The 15,499-nt window shown below is 70.3% G+C and carries 15 protein-coding genes; 10 read left to right on the forward strand and 5 right to left on the reverse strand.

Features of this window, described 5'->3' with window-relative positions; genetic code table 11:
* Position 1: 1 nt before the first annotated feature.
* From ACFYWJ_RS22170 to ACFYWJ_RS22180, 3 genes are all read left to right on the forward strand, one after another.
* On the forward strand, positions 2 to 799 hold the full coding sequence (locus tag ACFYWJ_RS22170) for an SCO1664 family protein (RefSeq protein WP_355272146.1): 798 nt from the start codon (positions 2 to 4) through the stop codon (positions 797 to 799).
* Positions 800 to 858: 59 nt separating this feature from the next.
* A complete protein-coding gene (locus ACFYWJ_RS22175) occupies positions 859 to 1,836 on the forward strand; it encodes an aldo/keto reductase (RefSeq protein WP_355272144.1) in 978 nt (325 codons plus the stop codon).
* 95 nt (positions 1,837 to 1,931) lie between these two features.
* The gene (locus ACFYWJ_RS22180) at positions 1,932 to 2,201 is read left to right on the forward strand and encodes a hypothetical protein (protein WP_355272142.1); all 270 of its coding nucleotides are present in this window, start codon (positions 1,932 to 1,934) and stop codon (positions 2,199 to 2,201) included.
* Between the two features lie 69 nt (positions 2,202 to 2,270).
* On the opposite strand, the gene ACFYWJ_RS22185 is transcribed toward ACFYWJ_RS22180, so the two are convergent.
* Both ACFYWJ_RS22185 and ACFYWJ_RS22190 read right to left on the reverse strand, forming a co-directional pair.
* Positions 2,271 to 3,110 (reverse strand): alpha/beta fold hydrolase, encoded by an 840-nt coding sequence (locus ACFYWJ_RS22185; RefSeq protein WP_355272140.1) that lies wholly within the window; start codon positions 3,108 to 3,110, stop codon positions 2,271 to 2,273.
* On the reverse strand, positions 3,107 to 3,535 hold the full coding sequence (locus tag ACFYWJ_RS22190; protein ID WP_355272139.1) for a helix-turn-helix domain-containing protein: 429 nt from the start codon (positions 3,533 to 3,535) through the stop codon (positions 3,107 to 3,109). Before ACFYWJ_RS22190 ends, ACFYWJ_RS22185 begins: the two co-directional genes overlap by 4 nt.
* A 295-nt stretch (positions 3,536 to 3,830) precedes the next feature.
* Between ACFYWJ_RS22190 and mshC the strand changes: the two genes are divergently transcribed.
* The 6 genes from mshC to ACFYWJ_RS22220 all read left to right on the forward strand — a co-directional run bounded on the left by mshC (position 3,831) and on the right by ACFYWJ_RS22220 (position 11,561).
* Positions 3,831 to 5,069, forward strand: coding sequence for a cysteine--1-D-myo-inosityl 2-amino-2-deoxy-alpha-D-glucopyranoside ligase (mshC, locus tag ACFYWJ_RS22195; RefSeq protein ID WP_355272137.1), 1,239 nt, complete (start codon positions 3,831 to 3,833; stop codon positions 5,067 to 5,069).
* Between the two features lie 116 nt (positions 5,070 to 5,185).
* Positions 5,186 to 7,591: a heavy metal translocating P-type ATPase gene (locus tag ACFYWJ_RS22200; protein ID WP_355272136.1), complete on the forward strand. Its 2,406-nt coding sequence runs from the start codon at positions 5,186 to 5,188 to the stop codon at positions 7,589 to 7,591.
* A gap of 9 nt (positions 7,592 to 7,600) precedes the next feature.
* Positions 7,601 to 8,299: a dienelactone hydrolase family protein gene (locus ACFYWJ_RS22205; protein ID WP_355272134.1), complete on the forward strand. Its 699-nt coding sequence runs from the start codon at positions 7,601 to 7,603 to the stop codon at positions 8,297 to 8,299.
* An 84-nt stretch (positions 8,300 to 8,383) separates the two neighbouring features.
* A complete protein-coding gene (locus tag ACFYWJ_RS22210) occupies positions 8,384 to 9,169 on the forward strand; it encodes a universal stress protein (protein ID WP_355272133.1) in 786 nt (261 codons plus the stop codon).
* Between the two features lie 128 nt (positions 9,170 to 9,297).
* Entirely contained in the window at positions 9,298 to 10,716 is a 1,419-nt protein-coding gene (locus ACFYWJ_RS22215) for a hypothetical protein (RefSeq protein ID WP_355272131.1), read from the forward strand.
* Positions 10,717 to 10,718: 2 nt separating this feature from the next.
* Entirely contained in the window at positions 10,719 to 11,561 is an 843-nt protein-coding gene (locus tag ACFYWJ_RS22220; RefSeq protein WP_355273024.1) for an Abi-alpha family protein, read from the forward strand.
* Positions 11,562 to 11,567: 6 nt separating this feature from the next.
* On the opposite strand, the gene ACFYWJ_RS22225 is transcribed toward ACFYWJ_RS22220, so the two are convergent.
* Both ACFYWJ_RS22225 and ACFYWJ_RS22230 read right to left on the reverse strand, forming a co-directional pair.
* On the reverse strand, positions 11,568 to 12,224 hold the full coding sequence (locus ACFYWJ_RS22225; RefSeq protein WP_355272129.1) for an enoyl-CoA hydratase-related protein: 657 nt from the start codon (positions 12,222 to 12,224) through the stop codon (positions 11,568 to 11,570).
* Between the two features lie 13 nt (positions 12,225 to 12,237).
* Positions 12,238 to 12,846, reverse strand: coding sequence for a TetR family transcriptional regulator (locus tag ACFYWJ_RS22230; RefSeq protein WP_355272128.1), 609 nt, complete (start codon positions 12,844 to 12,846; stop codon positions 12,238 to 12,240).
* A gap of 214 nt (positions 12,847 to 13,060) precedes the next feature.
* Here ACFYWJ_RS22230 and ACFYWJ_RS22235 point away from each other — a divergent pair, with 214 nt between their 5' ends.
* Entirely contained in the window at positions 13,061 to 13,627 is a 567-nt protein-coding gene (locus ACFYWJ_RS22235; RefSeq protein WP_355272126.1) for a TetR/AcrR family transcriptional regulator, read from the forward strand.
* Here ACFYWJ_RS22235 and ACFYWJ_RS22240 read toward each other — a convergent pair.
* Positions 13,603 to 15,468: a Na+/H+ antiporter gene (locus ACFYWJ_RS22240; RefSeq protein WP_355272124.1), complete on the reverse strand. Its 1,866-nt coding sequence runs from the start codon at positions 15,466 to 15,468 to the stop codon at positions 13,603 to 13,605. The two genes, ACFYWJ_RS22235 and ACFYWJ_RS22240, sit on opposite strands and share 25 nt — an antisense overlap.
* Positions 15,469 to 15,499 lie beyond the last annotated feature (31 nt).

Below are 15,499 nucleotides of genomic sequence, written 5' to 3' on the forward strand. Positions count from 1 at the left end.
GGTGACCGCACTCACCGAAGGCGAGCTGGACATCGTCGGCCGGGTCGGCGTCGCCAGCAATCTGACGCTGGTGTGCGAGATCGCCGCGCCCGAGCCCGACGGCGCGCCGCTGCGGGTGGTGTACAAGCCGGTGCGCGGGGAACGTCCGCTGTGGGACTTCCCGGACGGCACGCTCGCCGGCCGGGAAGTCGCCTCCTATCTGATCTCCGAGCAGCTGGGCTGGGGGGTGATCCCGGAAACGGTGCTGCGCGACGGGCCGTTCGGGCCCGGCATGGTGCAGCGCTGGGTCACCTCGGTCGACCATCACACCGAGCCGAAGCCGCGCCTGGACCTGGTCGACCTGTGCAGGCCGGGGACGGTGCCCGACGGTTTCTGCGAGGTACTGCGCGCCCTCGACGGCGAGGGCAACGAGGTGTCGCTGATCCACGCCGACGATCCACGCCTGCAACGGATGGCGGTGCTGGACCTGCTGCTCAACAACGCCGACCGCAAGGGCGGACACGCGCTCGAAGGTGTCGACGGGCAGGTCTACGGCGTCGACCACGGCATCTGCCTGCACACCGAGCCGAAACTGCGCACGGTGCTGTGGGGCTGGGCCGGACGTCCGGTGCACGCGTCACTGGTCGCCGACATCACCGCGTTCGCCGCGAACCTGCCGGGCTCGGTGGCCGATTCGCTCGCCGAGCACATCACCGACGCCGAGATCACCGCGCTGACCGAACGCACGAAAGCGCTGCTCGAGCATCCGGTGATGCCGATCCCGAACTCGTCGCGCCCGATTCCCTGGCCCGCGTTCTGATCCCAGGGTGGCCCTGACACGGTCTGTCTGCGCCCGCGCTGCCCGGCCAGACTGATCGCATGTTCCGTTACCGTCTGCTCGGCCACACCGGCCTGCGCGTCTCCGAGTTCGCCCTGGGCACCATGCGTTTCGACGACCCCGTCGAGGCTGACCGGATCATCGGCGCGTACGCCGAGATGGGCGGCAATTTCCTCGACACCGCCGGCGCCTACGGCGAGAGCGAGACGATCCTCGGTCGGGTGCTGCGGGATCGCGACCGTTTCGTCCTCGGCACCAAATACACGCTCAGCCGCGACACCACCGATCCCAACGCGGCGGGCAATCACCGCAAGAACCTGGTGCTGTCGCTGGAACGCAGTCTGCGCAGGCTCCGCACCGACTACGTCGACGTGTACTGGGTGCACGTGTGGGACCGGCACACCCCGATCGAGGAGACGATGCGCGCTCTCGACGATGTGGTGCGGGCGGGCAAAGCGCTGGCCATCGGCATCTCCGACGCGCCCGCCTGGGTGATCGCCCGCGCCAACACGCTCGCGCAGTGCCGCGACCGGACACCGTTCGCCGCCGTCCAGGTGCCCTACAGCCTGCTCGAGCGCGGTATCGAACGGGAGGTACTGCCGATGGCCGAGGCCTTCGGTCTCACCGTCACCGCGTGGTCACCACTGGCCGGGGGAGTCCTCGCGCCGGGTTCGGGCCGCGCGCGGACGCCGTCGGAGCTGGCCGCGGTCGCCGCGGTGACCGAAGTCGCGACGGGGCTGGGTGTTCCGGCCGAGCAGGTCGCCCTGGCCTGGACGCGGCAGCGCAGCCGCGCGGTGCTGCCGATTCTCGGGGTGAGTACCGCCGCGCAGCTACGCGGCAATCTGGCGGCGGCCGAACTGCGCCTGCCCGCCGACGCGGTCCGGGTGCTCACGGACGCGGCGCCGTTCGAACGCGGCTTTCCGGCCGATTTCGTCGCCGAATGCGATGCCAGCCCGATGGTTTACGGTGACGCGGTGGACCGCGTCGATGTCGGCGATTCCGGCCCACGCATCCGTTGACGTCGGGTATCTTGAGGCTGCTTTTCCGGGTCGGGGCCGGTGCTAGTGTGCTCCAAGCACTTTCGTCATTCCAACGCAAGAGTCAGAGGAAATCTATGTCGACCCGATCGATCGTCACCACCTCCGCCGCCGCGCTGCTGCTCACCGGCGCCGTCGCCGCTGTGGCCGCGCCCGCGCAGGCCTTCCCCAGCGGATGGTGGAGCGAGAAGACCTACGTCTGCACCGCGACCGACCGCAACACCGGCGCGCCGCTGCCCGACGTCACCGTGCAGGCCGCCGATCAGGTCGGCGCCTCGTTCTACGCGCTGCCGCAGTTCGGCCCCGAGGTCGACGGCGCCAACGTGCAGTGCTACCTGCAGGCGTGAGCCTTCGATGAGCCCGGTGTCGCCGCTCCCGACGCGCGGTGACACCGGGCTCGTCGCCCCGCACCCGGTTCAGCCGGTGTGCGCGCTGAGGAACCGCTCGATCTCCGCGGTCTGTCCCAGCACCGCGTGACCCACCTCGGGCAGCACGCGAACATCACCCCGGGCGAAGCAGGCCCGCGCCCGTTCGGCGGTCCGCGCCGAATCGAAGAGCACGTCACGACCGCCCACGATCACCAGGACCGGGATGTCCACCGCGCGCAGGTCGGCGTCGGGGAAGATCGGCAGCCGGCCGGTTCGCGGCGAGAAGTGCCGGAACGTCGACTCCACCTCGTCCAGGACCTCCGCGTCGTCGATACCGAGGACGGTGCGCGCGGAGTCGCGCACGGTCTGCCTGCCGATCAGCCGCAGGGCCATTCCCTTGATCAGCCACCCGAAGCGCTGCCCGCCCAGCCCGCCCGGGCACAGCAGGGTCAGCGCGTCGACTCGTCCGGGCCTGCGGAGCACGAAGTCCAGCGCCGTCCAGCCGCCCAGGGACATGCCTACGAGAGCGAAGGTGGTCAGGCCGAGGCCGTCGACGGTCTCCGACAGCCAGCTCGCGGTCTCGTCGCTGTTCAGCGCCAGTCGGTGAGGGGCACTGAATCCGGGCTCGCCGGGCAGATCCACCGCGTACACGCGATAGCGGGTCGACCAGTCGCCGACATCGCCGCGCCAGGCGCTCGCGTTGGCTCCCGATCCGTGCAGCAGGACCAGCGGTGGCGCGTCCACCGGTCCGGAGGCGACGACGAAGGTCTCGCCCGTGGTCGTTGGGATCCGGATCTCCTCGTGCGGGACCGGCCAGGCGTCGAGGTGGGCGCGATAGCGCTCGGCGATGGCCTGGCGGCCGGTCTCGGAGGTGTAGATGCCGGTCATGAGGTGAGTACTCCGTCCATGTAGTCGAGCAGGCGGGCGGTATCGGCGAGACCGCCGAGCAGGATGACCTTGAGGCGCGAGCGCGCCGGGTCGTAGGCGGTGTCCACGCGCAGGGGCGTGCCACCGGGCCCCCGGGTGCCCGCCGCGCTCGTGAGCAAGGTGGTGATCCGGTCGGCGGTCGTGCGGTCGACGGCGTCGATCTCGACGATGCAGGAGGCGTCGGCGTGCGTGCCGGTGGTCTCGGGCGTCCGGGGCGCGGTGATCGGCAGGCCGGTGAAGGCCTCGAGGTCGTCGTGCGCGATGCGGTACTGCTTGCCGATGCGCGCCGCGGGGAGCTTGCCGTCGCGGACATAGCTGCGCACGGTGCGTACATGCAGCCCGAGCAAGTCGGCGACCTGCTCGACCGAGTAGAGGCGATCCGTCATGAAACTACCGTAAACGAACCTGCGTATAGGTAGCAACAGGGATGTTTGTGTACATGTGATGTGTGACAATGATCGCGAAGCGCCCGTATCGGCAACCAGCGGCGCCGGTGCGGTGCATCATCGTCGGCAATTCGTCCGCCACCGCCTTGACCAGCGGATCTGCCTGAACGCAACCCTTGACGCAACCGCCGGAACACGTTTGTCTGCAGGTAGTGGGCCGCCCGGGCGGCACCGCGGGCAACCGCCTGACCGGCCCGCGGACCGCTCGCCCCGGCGGGGGCTCTACCCTCGAATCATGCAGTCCTGGTCCGATATCGCCCTACCGACCGTCCCCGGAACAGGGCCGCCGTTGCGGTTGTACGACACCGCCGACCGCCAGGTCCGCCCGGTCACCCCCGGCGCGACCGCGAAGATGTACGTCTGCGGCATCACCCCCTACGACGCCACCCACCTCGGGCACGCCGCCACCTATCTGACATTCGACCTGGTCAACCGGCTGTGGCGGGACGCGGGCCACGACGTGCACTACGTGCAGAACGTCACCGACGTCGACGACCCGCTGTTCGAACGCGCCGCCCGCGACGGCGTCGACTGGCGCGACCTCGGCAGCTCCGAGATCGAGCTGTTCCGCGAGGACATGACCGCCCTGCAGGTGCTGCCCCCGCAGCACTACATCGGCGCCATCGAGTCGGTCGAGGAGGTGGTGGAGCTGGTGCAGAAGCTGCTCGCCGCCGGCGCCGCCTACATCGTCGACGACGCCGAGTACCCCGACATCTACTTCCGCACCGACGCCACCGAGCAGTTCGGCTACGAGTCCGGCTACGACCGGGCCACCATGGAACAGCTGTTCGCCGAACGCGGCGGCGACCCCGACCGCCCGGGCAAGCGCGACATCATCGACGCGCTGCTGTGGCGGGCCGAGCGTCCGGGCGAGCCGTCCTGGCAGGCGCCGTTCGGCGCGGGCCGCCCCGGCTGGCACATCGAGTGTGCGGCGATCGCGCTCAACCGCATCGGCACCGAGTTCGACGTCCAGGGCGGCGGCTCGGACCTGATCTACCCGCACCACGAGTACTCCGCCGCGCACGCCGAGGCGATCACCGGCGCCCGCCGCTTCGCCCGCCACTACGTGCACGCGGGGCTGATCGGCCTCGACGGCGAGAAGATGTCGAAGTCCAAGGGCAATCTGGTGCTGGTGTCGAAGCTGCGCCGCTCCGGCGTCGACCCGGCCGCGATCCGCCTCGGCCTGCTCGCCGGGCACTACCGCCAGGACCGGATGTGGACCGACGAGGTCCTCACCGCCGCCCAGACCCGCCTGGCGCGCTGGCGGGAAGCCGCCGGCCTGGCCACCGGCCCGTCGGCGGCCGACACCGTCGCCCGGTTGCGTCAGCATCTGGCCGACGATCTGGATACTCCCAAGGCACTCGACGCCGTCGACAACTGGGTCGAGCAGGCGCTCACCTACGGCGGCGCCGACCCCGCCGCGCCCGCGCTGGTGCGCGACGCCGTGGACGCGCTGCTGGGCATCACGCTCTGACGGTCGCGGGTCACCCGGCGACCTGCGTCGTCTCGTGACCCGCGCCGGGTACTGTCGCCGGAAGTGAGGCGCGGGGCGCTGTCGCGTCGTGCGTTCGACCGGCGACAGGAGCGTCGATGTCAGACACGCACCACCCCGCCACCACGGTCCTGCACGTCGGCGGACTGCATCGCGCGGGCTCCCGGCAGACCCTGGCCGCCGCGCTGCGCGATCGGCCCGGCGTCCTGGAGGTCGAGGCCAACCCGCTCGCCCAGACCGCCACCGTCACCTACGACCCGGCGCTGACCTCGGTGACCGACCTGCGCGACTGGATCCGGGACTGCGGCTACCACTGCGCGGGCCGCTCGGTGCCCACCCATCTCTGTGACCCGGGCAGCGAGCCGCCCCCGCCGGAGCGCGCTCCCACGGGCACCGGCACACCGACCACCGCCGCGGCCCCGCCCGACGCGGCGACGGCGGGACACCACCACGGCGGCCACGCCGCCATGTCCATGGACGACATGGCCCGCGACATGCGCAACCGGTTCCTCGTCGCGCTCGTCTTCTCCACCCTGGTGATGCTGTGGTCGCCGATGGCCACCCACATGCTCGGCCTGCACCTGGCGGTCCCGTTCGGTTTGCGCGTGGACGTGTGGGCGCTGATCCTGAGCCTGCCGGTGATCTTCTACTCCTCGACGATCTTCTTCACCGGCGCGTGGCAGGCGCTCAAGGCGCACACCCTCGACATGATGGTGCTGGTCTCGGTCGGTATCGGCACCGGCTGGCTGTATTCGCTCTACGTGACGCTCACCGGTGGCGGCGAGGTGTTCTACGAGGCGTCGACCATGCTGGCGACCTTCGTGCTGCTGGGGCACTGGTTCGAGATGCGGGCGCGCGGCGGCGCCAACGACGCGGTCTCCACGCTGCTGGATCTGTCGCCGCCGAAGGCCGTCGTGCTGCGCGACGGGAACGAGGTCGAGATCCCCACCGCCGACGTGGCGGTCGGTGATGTGCTGCTGGTGCGCCCCGGTGCCAAGATCGCTGTCGACGGCGTCGTCCTCGACGGCTCGGGCGAGGTCGACGAGTCGATGGTCACCGGGGAGAGCCTGCCGGTGCACAAGGAACCCGGCTCCCCGGTCATCGGCGCGACCATCAACACCACGGGAAGCCTGCGGGTGCGCGCGACCAAGGTCGGCGCCGACACCGCGCTCGCCCAGATCGTGGAACTCGTGCAGCAGGCGCAGAACTCGAAGGCGCCGGGCCAGCGCCTGGCCGACCGGGCCGCGTTCTGGCTGACCCTGGTCGCCCTGATCGGCAGCCTGACCACACTGGTGGTGTGGCTGCTCGCCGGCGCCTCGCTGAGCCGGGCCCTGCTGTTCGCGATCACCGTGGTCGTGGTGACCTGCCCGGACGCGCTGGGTCTCGCGACACCGACCGCGATCCTCGTCGGCACCGGTCTCGGCGCGAAACGCGGTGTGCTGTTCAAGAACGCGACGGCGCTCGAGGACGCGTCGCGCATCGATGTGGTGGTGCTGGACAAGACGGGCACCCTCACCAAGGGCGCGCCGGAGGTCACCGACGTGGTGCCCGCGCCCGGCGTCGATACCGGTCGGATGCTCGCCCTGGCCGCGGCGGTGGAACGCGAGTCCGAGCATCCGCTGGCGAAGGCGATCGTCGACTATGCGAAAGGCCAGGACGCGCGGGCACTGTCGGCGACGGAGTTCCGGAACGTGCCGGGCCGCGGTGCGATCGCCACCGTCGACGGGCAGCGCGTCGTCGTCGGCAATCGCGTTCTGCTCGAGCAGGAGCACATCGCCCTGGGCGAGCTGGCGACCCGGCGCGACGACCTGGCCGCCTCGGGACACACCGCCGTCCTGGTCGCCGTCGACGGCACCGCGGCCGCCGTGATCGCCCTCGCCGACGCCCCGCGACCCACCTCCGCCGACGCGGTCGCCGCGCTGCACGAGCTCGGCGTGGACGTGGTCATGCTGACCGGCGACAACCACGCGACCGCGCGGCGCATCGCCGACGACCTCGGCATCGACACCGTGATCGCCGATGTCCTGCCCGGCGACAAGGCCGACCGGATCGCCGAACTGCAGAAAGCGGGCAGGAAGGTCGCGATGGTGGGCGACGGTGTCAACGACGCGCCCGCCCTCGCGCGGGCCGATCTGGGCATCGCCATCGGTGCGGGCACCGACGTCGCCATCCAGACCGCCGACGTCGTGCTCATGCGCTCGGACCCGTTCACCGTGTCGACCGCGCTGCGCATCGGGCGTGGCACCGTCCGCAAGGAACACCAGAACCTGGCCTGGGCGGTCGGCTACAACGGCATCGCGCTGCCGATCGCCGCCGGGGTGTTCGCGCCGTGGGGGCTGACGATGCGCCCGGAGATCGCGGCCATGGCGATGTCGGGGTCGAGCTTGATCGTGGCACTCAACGCGCTGCACCTCAAACGCCTGCCGCTGCCCGAACCGCCCGACCGGCGACGCGCCGGTGCGGTTTCCGGCCGTCGCCCCGCGAACCGTGCGTCGACGCTCTAGATTCGTGCCATGGAATCGATCGAGATCGATACTCCGACCGGACGAATCGACGCCCTGATCGCCCGCCCGCAGGGCGCGGGCCCGTGGCCGGGCGTGGTCGTCCTCCACGACGCCCTCGGCGTGAACGCCGACCTGCGCCACCAGCTCGAGATCGTCTCCGGGGCGGGCTATCTGGCGATCGCGCCGAACCTGTTCGCGCGTGGCCGGGTGCGCTGCATCCAGCAGGCGTTCCGCGCCGTCGCGTTCACCGGGAAGGGGCCCGCGGTGGGGGAGATCCTCGCCGCGCGTGACCGCCTCGCCGACGATCCCGACTGCACCGGCCGGATCGCGGTGCTCGGTTTCTGCCTCGGCGGCGGTTTCGCGCTGCTCACCGCGCCCCAGGGTTTCCACGCCTCGGCACCGTTCTACGGCAGTCTCTACGGTGATTACAAGACGCTGCTCGACGGCGCGTGCCCGGTGGTTGCCAGCTACGGCAAGCTCGATCCGGGGCTCGTGGGCGCGGCGGGCAAACTCGAGGCGGCGCTGACCGCGGGCGGGGTCGAGCACGACATCAAGACCTACCCGAACGCCACCCACAGCTTCGCCAATGTGCTGCCCGGAAACGCCGTGCTGGAACGCATCGGCATCGGCTACGACGCGGCCGCCACCGACGACGCCTGGCAGCGCATCTTCGCCTTCTTCGACCGGCATCTGCGCACCGGGGCGTGAGCCGCGCAGCACGGTAGCCGGGAGTGTGCGGCGTTTATACTGTGGCCAAGCGCAGCTGACCTGCCGTCGATCGGAGAGCGTCACATGGGGTACCAGCGCATCGTGGTGGGGACCAACGGCTCGGAGTCCGCGCAGACGGCGGTCGCCGTCGGCGGCGAACTCGCGGTCAAGCTCGCACTCGGGGTCACCGTCGTAAGCGTCTGGAAGGAAGCGACGCTGAAGGCAGGCACCGACGCCGCCTGGGCCGAGGAGAACACCGCGGCCGCCGCCGAGGTGCTCGCCGAGGTGGGTGTCACCGAGGTGCTGCGCAGCGAACTGCCCGGCACGGCGGGCGCGGTCCTGCTCGAGGTCGCCGCCGCCGAACCCGGCACCCTGCTGGTCATCGGTGGGGGCGGGCTGGGCAGTTCGAAGGCGCGCCTGCTGGGGTCGACCGCCAATCACGTGTCCCACCACAGCGAATCCGATGTGGTGTTCACCCACAAGATCCCGAAACGCTGGACCACCGTCGGTCTCACCACCGACGGGTCGGCCAGCTCGATCACCGCGGTGCGCCGCGGCTACGAGGTGGCCGTCGCGCTCGGCGCCCGCCCGTTCCTGGTGACCGCCGCCAAGACCGACGACGACGGCGCCGTGACGCTGATCGAGGTCGAAGGCCAGGCCCAGGTCGAGGATCCGGAGCTGTTCGGCCGTGATGTCCTCACCGGCGTGCCCGCGGCCGAGGCGATCTGCAACGCGGCCTGGAAATACGACCTGGTCGTCATCGGCAATCGCGGAATGAGCGGTCCCGCACGGCTGTTGGGCTCGGTCGCCAACAAGGTCACCCACGACATCGACACCAACCTCCTGCTGGTGAACACCACCCACGGCTGAGTTGAAGGTTTTAGTTCAGGTTTGCTCCGGTTTAGCGGGTAACCACGAAAGCTGCCCGAAACCACCTGGTCGGTCACTTATGATGACCCGAACGCGCGAGGTTCGGAACACGACGGAGTGGACGCCGGATGAATGCTGGGATCGAAGCGGCGGGCTTCTTCGGCCTGCTCGACTGGGAGAAGACGACCGGCCTGAGCAAGTTCTGGGTCGACATGATCAGCATTCCGATCTTCAGCGCCATGGCCGGCCTGATCACCAACTGGACCGGTGTCATCATGCTGTTCGCGCCGGTGCGCTTCACCGGGTTCTATGTGCCGGGCCTCAAGACGATCTTCCCGCTGCTGCCGCGCAAGGTGCAGATCCTGCCCACCTTCGCCCCCGGCGGCATCCTCGGCTTCCAGGGCTTCATCCCGGCCCGCGCCGAGAAGATGGCCAGCCTGATGGTCGACAACGCCGTCGCCAAGATCGGCACGGCCAAGGACTTCTTCGACCAGATGGATCCGCGCAAGATCTCCGCGCAGGTCGCCCAGGTGGCGCTGCCGAACGTACGGTCGATGGTCGACTCGATCATGGTGACCGAGCATCCGCAGCTGTGGGCCGACATGCCGCCGCGCGCACGCGAAGTCGTGTACTCGCGGGTGGAGGCGGAACTGCCCGCGATCACCGATCGCGCCTTCGACTTCATCGGCGCCAATATCGACCAGCTGCTCGATGTGAAACTGATGGTCGTCGGCTATCTGCGGCGGCGCCCGGAACTGCTCAAGGACGTCATCTACGGGCTCGGCGCACCGGAGTTGCGCTTCATGACCCGCAGCGGGGTGATCGGGTTCCCGTTCGGGGTCGTCGTCGCGCTGTGGTTGTCGTTGCTGCACTACAGCACCCCGCACGGGGACACCCCGGCCCTGATCTCGCTGCCCGGCTGGCTCTACGACATCCTGCACTTCCTGCCCGCGTGGGCGTGGGTGCTGTTCGGCGGCGCGGTGGTGGGTGTGCTGGTCAACATCATCGCCATCAAGGTGGTGTTCGAACCGGCCACCCCGCAACCGCGCTACAAATATCCGTGGCGGGTGGCGAAATTCGCCAAACGTCAGCATCAGGCCGCGGCCGATCTCGGGCACGCGATCGGCTATCAGATCGTCACTCTCGACGTCGTCGCCGAGCAGCTCCTGGAGGGGCCGAGCGGCGACAAGACCCGCGCGGTCATCGCTCACTTCCTCAAGGCCGAGATCGACCGGGTGCTGGGGCCGCTGCGGTCGGTGACCCGGCTCGCGGTGGGGCCCCGCCAGTTCGACGCCATCCAGGCCACCGCGGGCGCGAGCCTGGCGACGGAGATGAAGCCGTGGCTGGTCGACGATGTCGAGTTCTCCCAGACCACGGCGGCCAGCGTCGACCGCCTGGCCACCGAGAAACTGCGCGAACTGCCGCCGGAGGAGTTCGTCGAAATGCTCTACACCGCCATCGAACAGGACGCCTGGCTGCTCTACGCGCACGGCGGCGCGCTCGGTGTGCTCGTCGGCGCCCTGCACCTACTGGTCTTCGGAGCGTGAGCATGGACGACCGCGAGAACCTGCCCGAACCCACCCCGGAGCCCGGGATCCCGACCGACCTGGTCGGGTTGGCGCGCATCGCGGGACTGTCGTTGCGCCACATCGTCGGCGCGGTCACCAAGGGCGCGCTGCACACCGCCACCGACCTCGCCGACGACATCCGCGCGGGCGAGCCGATGTCGCAGATCATCGACGAGCGCATCGACGCGCTGCGCAAGATCGCCCTGGGCGCGCTCGGGCTCACCAGCACCGCGTCGGGCGTGTACGGGCAGGCCGAAACCAGTGTCGGCGCCGCGGATCTGAAGGCCATGGGCGACGCGATGATCACCGAGGGCTGGGATTCGGCGCAGCAGCCTCGCGACCTGCATCCCTCGTTCGTGCCGATCCTGCACGACCTGACCCCCGACGAGGCGCGCATCCTGCGGTTCCTGGCCGTCGCCGGCCCACAACCCGCGATCGACATCCGCACCAAGGCGCCGTTCGGGATCGGCTCGCAGCGCCTGGCCGACGGCATCAACATGATCGCCTACATGGCCGGCTGCGCACTGCCCGAACGCGATCACCACTACCTGGGCAATCTGAGCAGGCTCGGGTTGGTGCGCTTCTCCACCGAACCGGTCGCCGACTTCCGCCGCTACGCGTTCCTGGAGGCCCAGCCCAGCGCTCAGGCCGCCTACAAGTCGGTGAAGATGCGGGCGATCAGTTCCTACCGCAGCATCTACCTGTCGGTGTTCGGCAAGCAGTTCTGCGACGCGTGTTTCGTGCTCGGCGACTACACCGGGGGCGGCTGGGCCAGCGACGATCGTGGTGACGTCTATCTGGGCAAGGGCCCCCGGCTGCCGTGAGCCGCGTCAGTCCTTGCCGCGCAACGCGTCCAGCACGCCGGCGAACATCACCGACTTGATCGCGGTCAGCGTGGGCTGGTCCTTGCCGCCGAACGGGGCGACGGTCGCCAGCGCGGTGTCGAGCACCGCGTCCTCGCCGACGGCGGCGTCGACCAGGTCGTAGGCCAGCGCGTCGGTGCCACCGAAGCGGCGGCCGGTGGTCATCGCGGCGACCGCGGTCCGCGGCGGCACCTTGGCCTGGATCAGCGCGGCCATGCCGTTGGTGAACGGGATCCGGATGTCGGCCTCGGGGAAGCAGAAGAAGCCGCGATCGGCCCGCATGACCCGGTAGTCGTGGGCGACGGCGAGCATGGCGCCCGCGCCGAAGGCGTGCCCCCCGATGGCCGCGGCGGTCGGCATCGGCAGCGTGAGCATGCGGCCGAACAGGGTGTGCACGGCTTCGACGTACTCGGCGGCGCGATCGCCGTTGGCGGACAACCAGTCCAGGTCCAGACCGTTGGAGTAGATCTTGCCGGTCGCGGTGGTCACCAGCGCGGCCGCGCCCTCGGCGACGGCGGTGTCGAGGTGGGCGTGCACCTCGGTGATGAAGTCGGGGGAGAAGCGGTTCTCCCCGTCACCGAGGTCGAGGATCGCGATCGCGTCGTGGTGGCGCAGGGTGGGCATGGAGGGATTCCTTTCAGCGGGGGCCGAGTTCGAGCACGGCACGGACAGCGGCGCGCAGATGCCTGCGGGCCAGGGGATCGGTGAGCCGGTCGCGCCGCAACAGCAGCGCGGTCGGCAGGTCGACCAGGCAGGTGGTGACGGTGGCGACGCCGCGCCGGTCGGCCCGGCCCCACAGCGCCCGTGCGACGCGCGACAGCGCGGTCAGCAAGGCCTTCTCGGTGTCGGCGATCTGGCGGGCGAGGTCGGCGGGCAGATCGCCGTCGAGGAGTTCGGTGCGGTCGACGAGCAGCAGCAGGCGTGCCGAGTCGGGGTGGACGTCGGCCAGGCGCGCCGGCGTCTCGGCGGCGTCGACCACCGCGTCGATCCGCGCGTCCGGGTCGGTGGCGGCGACGGCGCGATCGATGTCGGCGGCCTGCAGGGCCAGGAAGCGGCGGGCGGCGCGTAACCAGGTGCGCGCCAGCACTTCCTGGCGGGAGCCGAAGGTGTGGTACAGCGCGCCGTTGGACACCCCGGTCGCGGCGGCGACCGCGCGCACGGTCACCGCCGCGGACCCGGAGCGCGCGGCGAGGTGCTCGGCGGCGTCCAGCACGGTCTCCGGGTCGTGAGTTCGCGGTCTCGGCATGAACAAAAGTTTACAGAGCGTCTGCTCTGTTATTCCATCCGGGTGCACTCGTCACCTGGTAGCGCACGGATTTGCTTCCAGCACTTGGTATTTCGATCTCACGTTGCGTGATTCCGCCACAGCATAGACTTCGTTATGCTCGCGCGAGTCCTCGTTACGATCGGGTACTGTTCGCATTCTTCGGTCCTGTCCGCACGCACAGATCGGCATCGCGATGTCCCGAGTGGTCACCAAGGAGCAGTACTACGACACCGCCGTGGCGGTGCTCGCCGAGTTCGGCTTCAAAGGCCTCAACATCGGTGTGCTGTGCCGTCGCCTCGGGGTCACCAGCGGCTCGTTCTACCACCACTTCGGCTCGTGGCAGGGGTTCGTCGACACCCTGCTCGAGCACTGGGAGAACCGGCAGATGCTCGAGCTACGCGCGCTCGATGTCGGCCACGGCGATCCGGACGCCGACGTGCGCGCCATGTCGGAACTGGCGGGCGGACTCGAACACGGCGCCGAAGCCGCGCTGCGCGCCTGGGCGGCCAACGACGAGTCGGTCCACGTGACGGTCAAGCGCGTCGACGAATCCCGCCGTCGCACCGTGCATCGCGTGATCGACAGCGTCGTCGGTGACACGGCCACCGCCACCGTCGTCACCGAGTTCGGCATGGCGATGCTGATCGGCTACCAGCAGCTCGCCGCCACCGGCGAACCCACCGAACTCGACCAGCTGCTCGCCGAATACGCGCGGCTGATCTATTCGCACCGGCCTCAGCCGAGCAACTCGTCCACGTAGCACCAGCGCCACACCTCGCCCGGCTCGACGCTGCGCATCACCGGATGCGCCGAGGACCGGTAGTGGGCGCTCGCGTGATTGCCCAGCGACGACTCACAGCACGCGATATTGCCGCAGTCGGTGCACATCCGCAGATGCACCCAGGCCAACCCCTCCGCCACGCACTCCCGGCACACCAGCGCACCGTCCGGCTCCCGCAGCAGCGGCGCGTGTTCGAGGTGGGTGCAGCCGTCGGCGGGCGCGGCGCCCGAGAGCGGTTCGGTGCCGGGTTCGTCGTCGGCTTCGTCGAAGCGGTCGATCATCGATTCCTCGAGGTCCAGGCGCGCGAGAACGTGCTGCAGCACTTCGTAGTCCACCGCGCCCGCGTCCCGGACCGCGAGCACGGCATCGCGTTCGGCGGCCAGCATCGCCAGCCGCAGGCGCCGGTACTCGGCGGTCGGGGTCACCAGTTCGGCCTCGGGGCGGCCCAGGCGTTCCCAGGCCGCGTTGGTACGCCAGATCAGCCGTTGCCGCAGCGACTCGATCACCGGTTCCGGCGTGTCCGGGCCGATCCGCTTGTCCAGCTCGGCCAGCCCCGCGCTCGACGCCTGTTGCAGCAGATCGGCTTTCGCGAGCGCGTCCTCGGCCCGGCTGGGTCCGCGCAACCGCAGCAACCGCACCAGCCACGGCAGCGAGGTGCCCTGCACCAGCAGGGTGCCGCCGACGACCACCAGTGCCAGCAGTTCCAGCACCGGCAGCTGCGGGGTCGACTCGGGGAGCAGCAGCACCGCGGCCAGGGTCACCACGCCGCGCATTCCGGCCCACGACACCACGGCGGCATGGCTCAACGGCTCGGTCTCGCGCCCGAACAGCCGGGCCACCAGCACCGGCGTGAACACCCAGATCGGCCGGGCCAGCATCACCGCGGCCAGCACCGCCACCGCGGCGACCAGCAGGGTGCCCCGGTCCAGCCCGCTGTGCCAGGCGGCCTCGACGATCCAGCGCACCTGCAGGCCGATGATCAGGAAGACCGTGCTCTCCAGGATGAACTGGATGGTCCGCCAGTTCGTCGACTCGGCGACCCGGGAGGCCGCGCCCTGCCAGCGTTGCGCGCCGTGCCCGAGGATCATCCCGCAGGTCACCACCGCGATCACCCCGGAGGCGTGGACGTGCTCGGCGGGCAGGTACGCCACGAACGGGGCGAGCAGCGACACCGTGGTGTCGAGGACCGGGTCCTTGATCCGCTTGCGCAGCACCACCAGTGCCGCCGCGACGGCCCCGCCCACGACCGCCCCGCCGACCGCGGCGAGCAGGAAGTCCCCGCCGATCTGCCACACCGTCACCGCACCCGCCATGGCGGCGATCGCGCCGCGCAGCGACACCAGCGCCGTCGCGTCGTTGAACAGCGATTCGTCTTCGAGGACGGTCACGATGCTGCGCGGCATACCGGTGCGCCGCGCGATCGCCGTCGCGGCCACCGCGTCCGGCGGCGCGACCACCGCACCCAGGGCGACCGCGGCCGCGAACGGGATCGGCAGCAACCACCAGGCCACCAGCGCCACCGCGAAGGTACTGAACAGCACCAGCCCGACCGACAGCGACGCGATCGTGCGCAGATTGTCCTTGAAGTCGACCAGCGAGGTCCGCAGGGCCGCGGTGTAGAGCAGCGGCGGCAGCAGCCCCAGCAGCACCACCTCGGGCTCGAGATGCACCTGCGGCACCATCGGCACATAGGACGCGGCGACGCCGGCGACCGTCAGGACGAGGGGTTCGGACACCCCGAACCGTCGCGCCAGCGCCGCCAGCGCGGTCGCCGAGCCGACGAGAATCACCAGACCGATCGCCACATGCACGACCAGCATTCTTCCATCGCGCTCACGCAGGGGACGCCCC

Origin of the sequence: Nocardia sp. NPDC003269, from assembly GCF_042888005.1 — a bacterium.
Taxonomy (GTDB): Bacteria; Actinomycetota; Actinomycetes; order Mycobacteriales; family Mycobacteriaceae; genus Nocardia.

Bases quoted from the DNA above. Each gene is read 5' to 3' on its own strand.
- ACFYWJ_RS22175 (WP_355272144.1), top strand. From the start codon at position 859: ATGTTCCGTTACCGTCTGCTCGGCCACACCGGCCTGCGCGTCTCCGAG.
- ACFYWJ_RS22180 (WP_355272142.1), top strand. From the start codon at position 1,932: ATGTCGACCCGATCGATCGTCACCACCTCCGCCGCCGCGCTGCTGCTC.
- ACFYWJ_RS22185 (WP_355272140.1), bottom strand. From the start codon at position 3,110: ATGACCGGCATCTACACCTCCGAGACCGGCCGCCAGGCCATCGCCGAG.
- ACFYWJ_RS22190 (WP_355272139.1), bottom strand. From the start codon at position 3,535: ATGACGGATCGCCTCTACTCGGTCGAGCAGGTCGCCGACTTGCTCGGG.
- mshC (WP_355272137.1), top strand. From the start codon at position 3,831: ATGCAGTCCTGGTCCGATATCGCCCTACCGACCGTCCCCGGAACAGGG.
- ACFYWJ_RS22200 (WP_355272136.1), top strand. From the start codon at position 5,186: ATGTCAGACACGCACCACCCCGCCACCACGGTCCTGCACGTCGGCGGA.
- ACFYWJ_RS22205 (WP_355272134.1), top strand. From the start codon at position 7,601: ATGGAATCGATCGAGATCGATACTCCGACCGGACGAATCGACGCCCTG.
- ACFYWJ_RS22210 (WP_355272133.1), top strand. From the start codon at position 8,384: ATGGGGTACCAGCGCATCGTGGTGGGGACCAACGGCTCGGAGTCCGCG.
- ACFYWJ_RS22215 (WP_355272131.1), top strand. From the start codon at position 9,298: ATGAATGCTGGGATCGAAGCGGCGGGCTTCTTCGGCCTGCTCGACTGG.
- ACFYWJ_RS22220 (WP_355273024.1), top strand. From the start codon at position 10,719: ATGGACGACCGCGAGAACCTGCCCGAACCCACCCCGGAGCCCGGGATC.
- ACFYWJ_RS22225 (WP_355272129.1), bottom strand. From the start codon at position 12,224: ATGCCCACCCTGCGCCACCACGACGCGATCGCGATCCTCGACCTCGGT.
- ACFYWJ_RS22230 (WP_355272128.1), bottom strand. From the start codon at position 12,846: ATGCCGAGACCGCGAACTCACGACCCGGAGACCGTGCTGGACGCCGCC.
- ACFYWJ_RS22235 (WP_355272126.1), top strand. From the start codon at position 13,061: ATGTCCCGAGTGGTCACCAAGGAGCAGTACTACGACACCGCCGTGGCG.
- ACFYWJ_RS22240 (WP_355272124.1), bottom strand. From the start codon at position 15,468: ATGCTGGTCGTGCATGTGGCGATCGGTCTGGTGATTCTCGTCGGCTCG.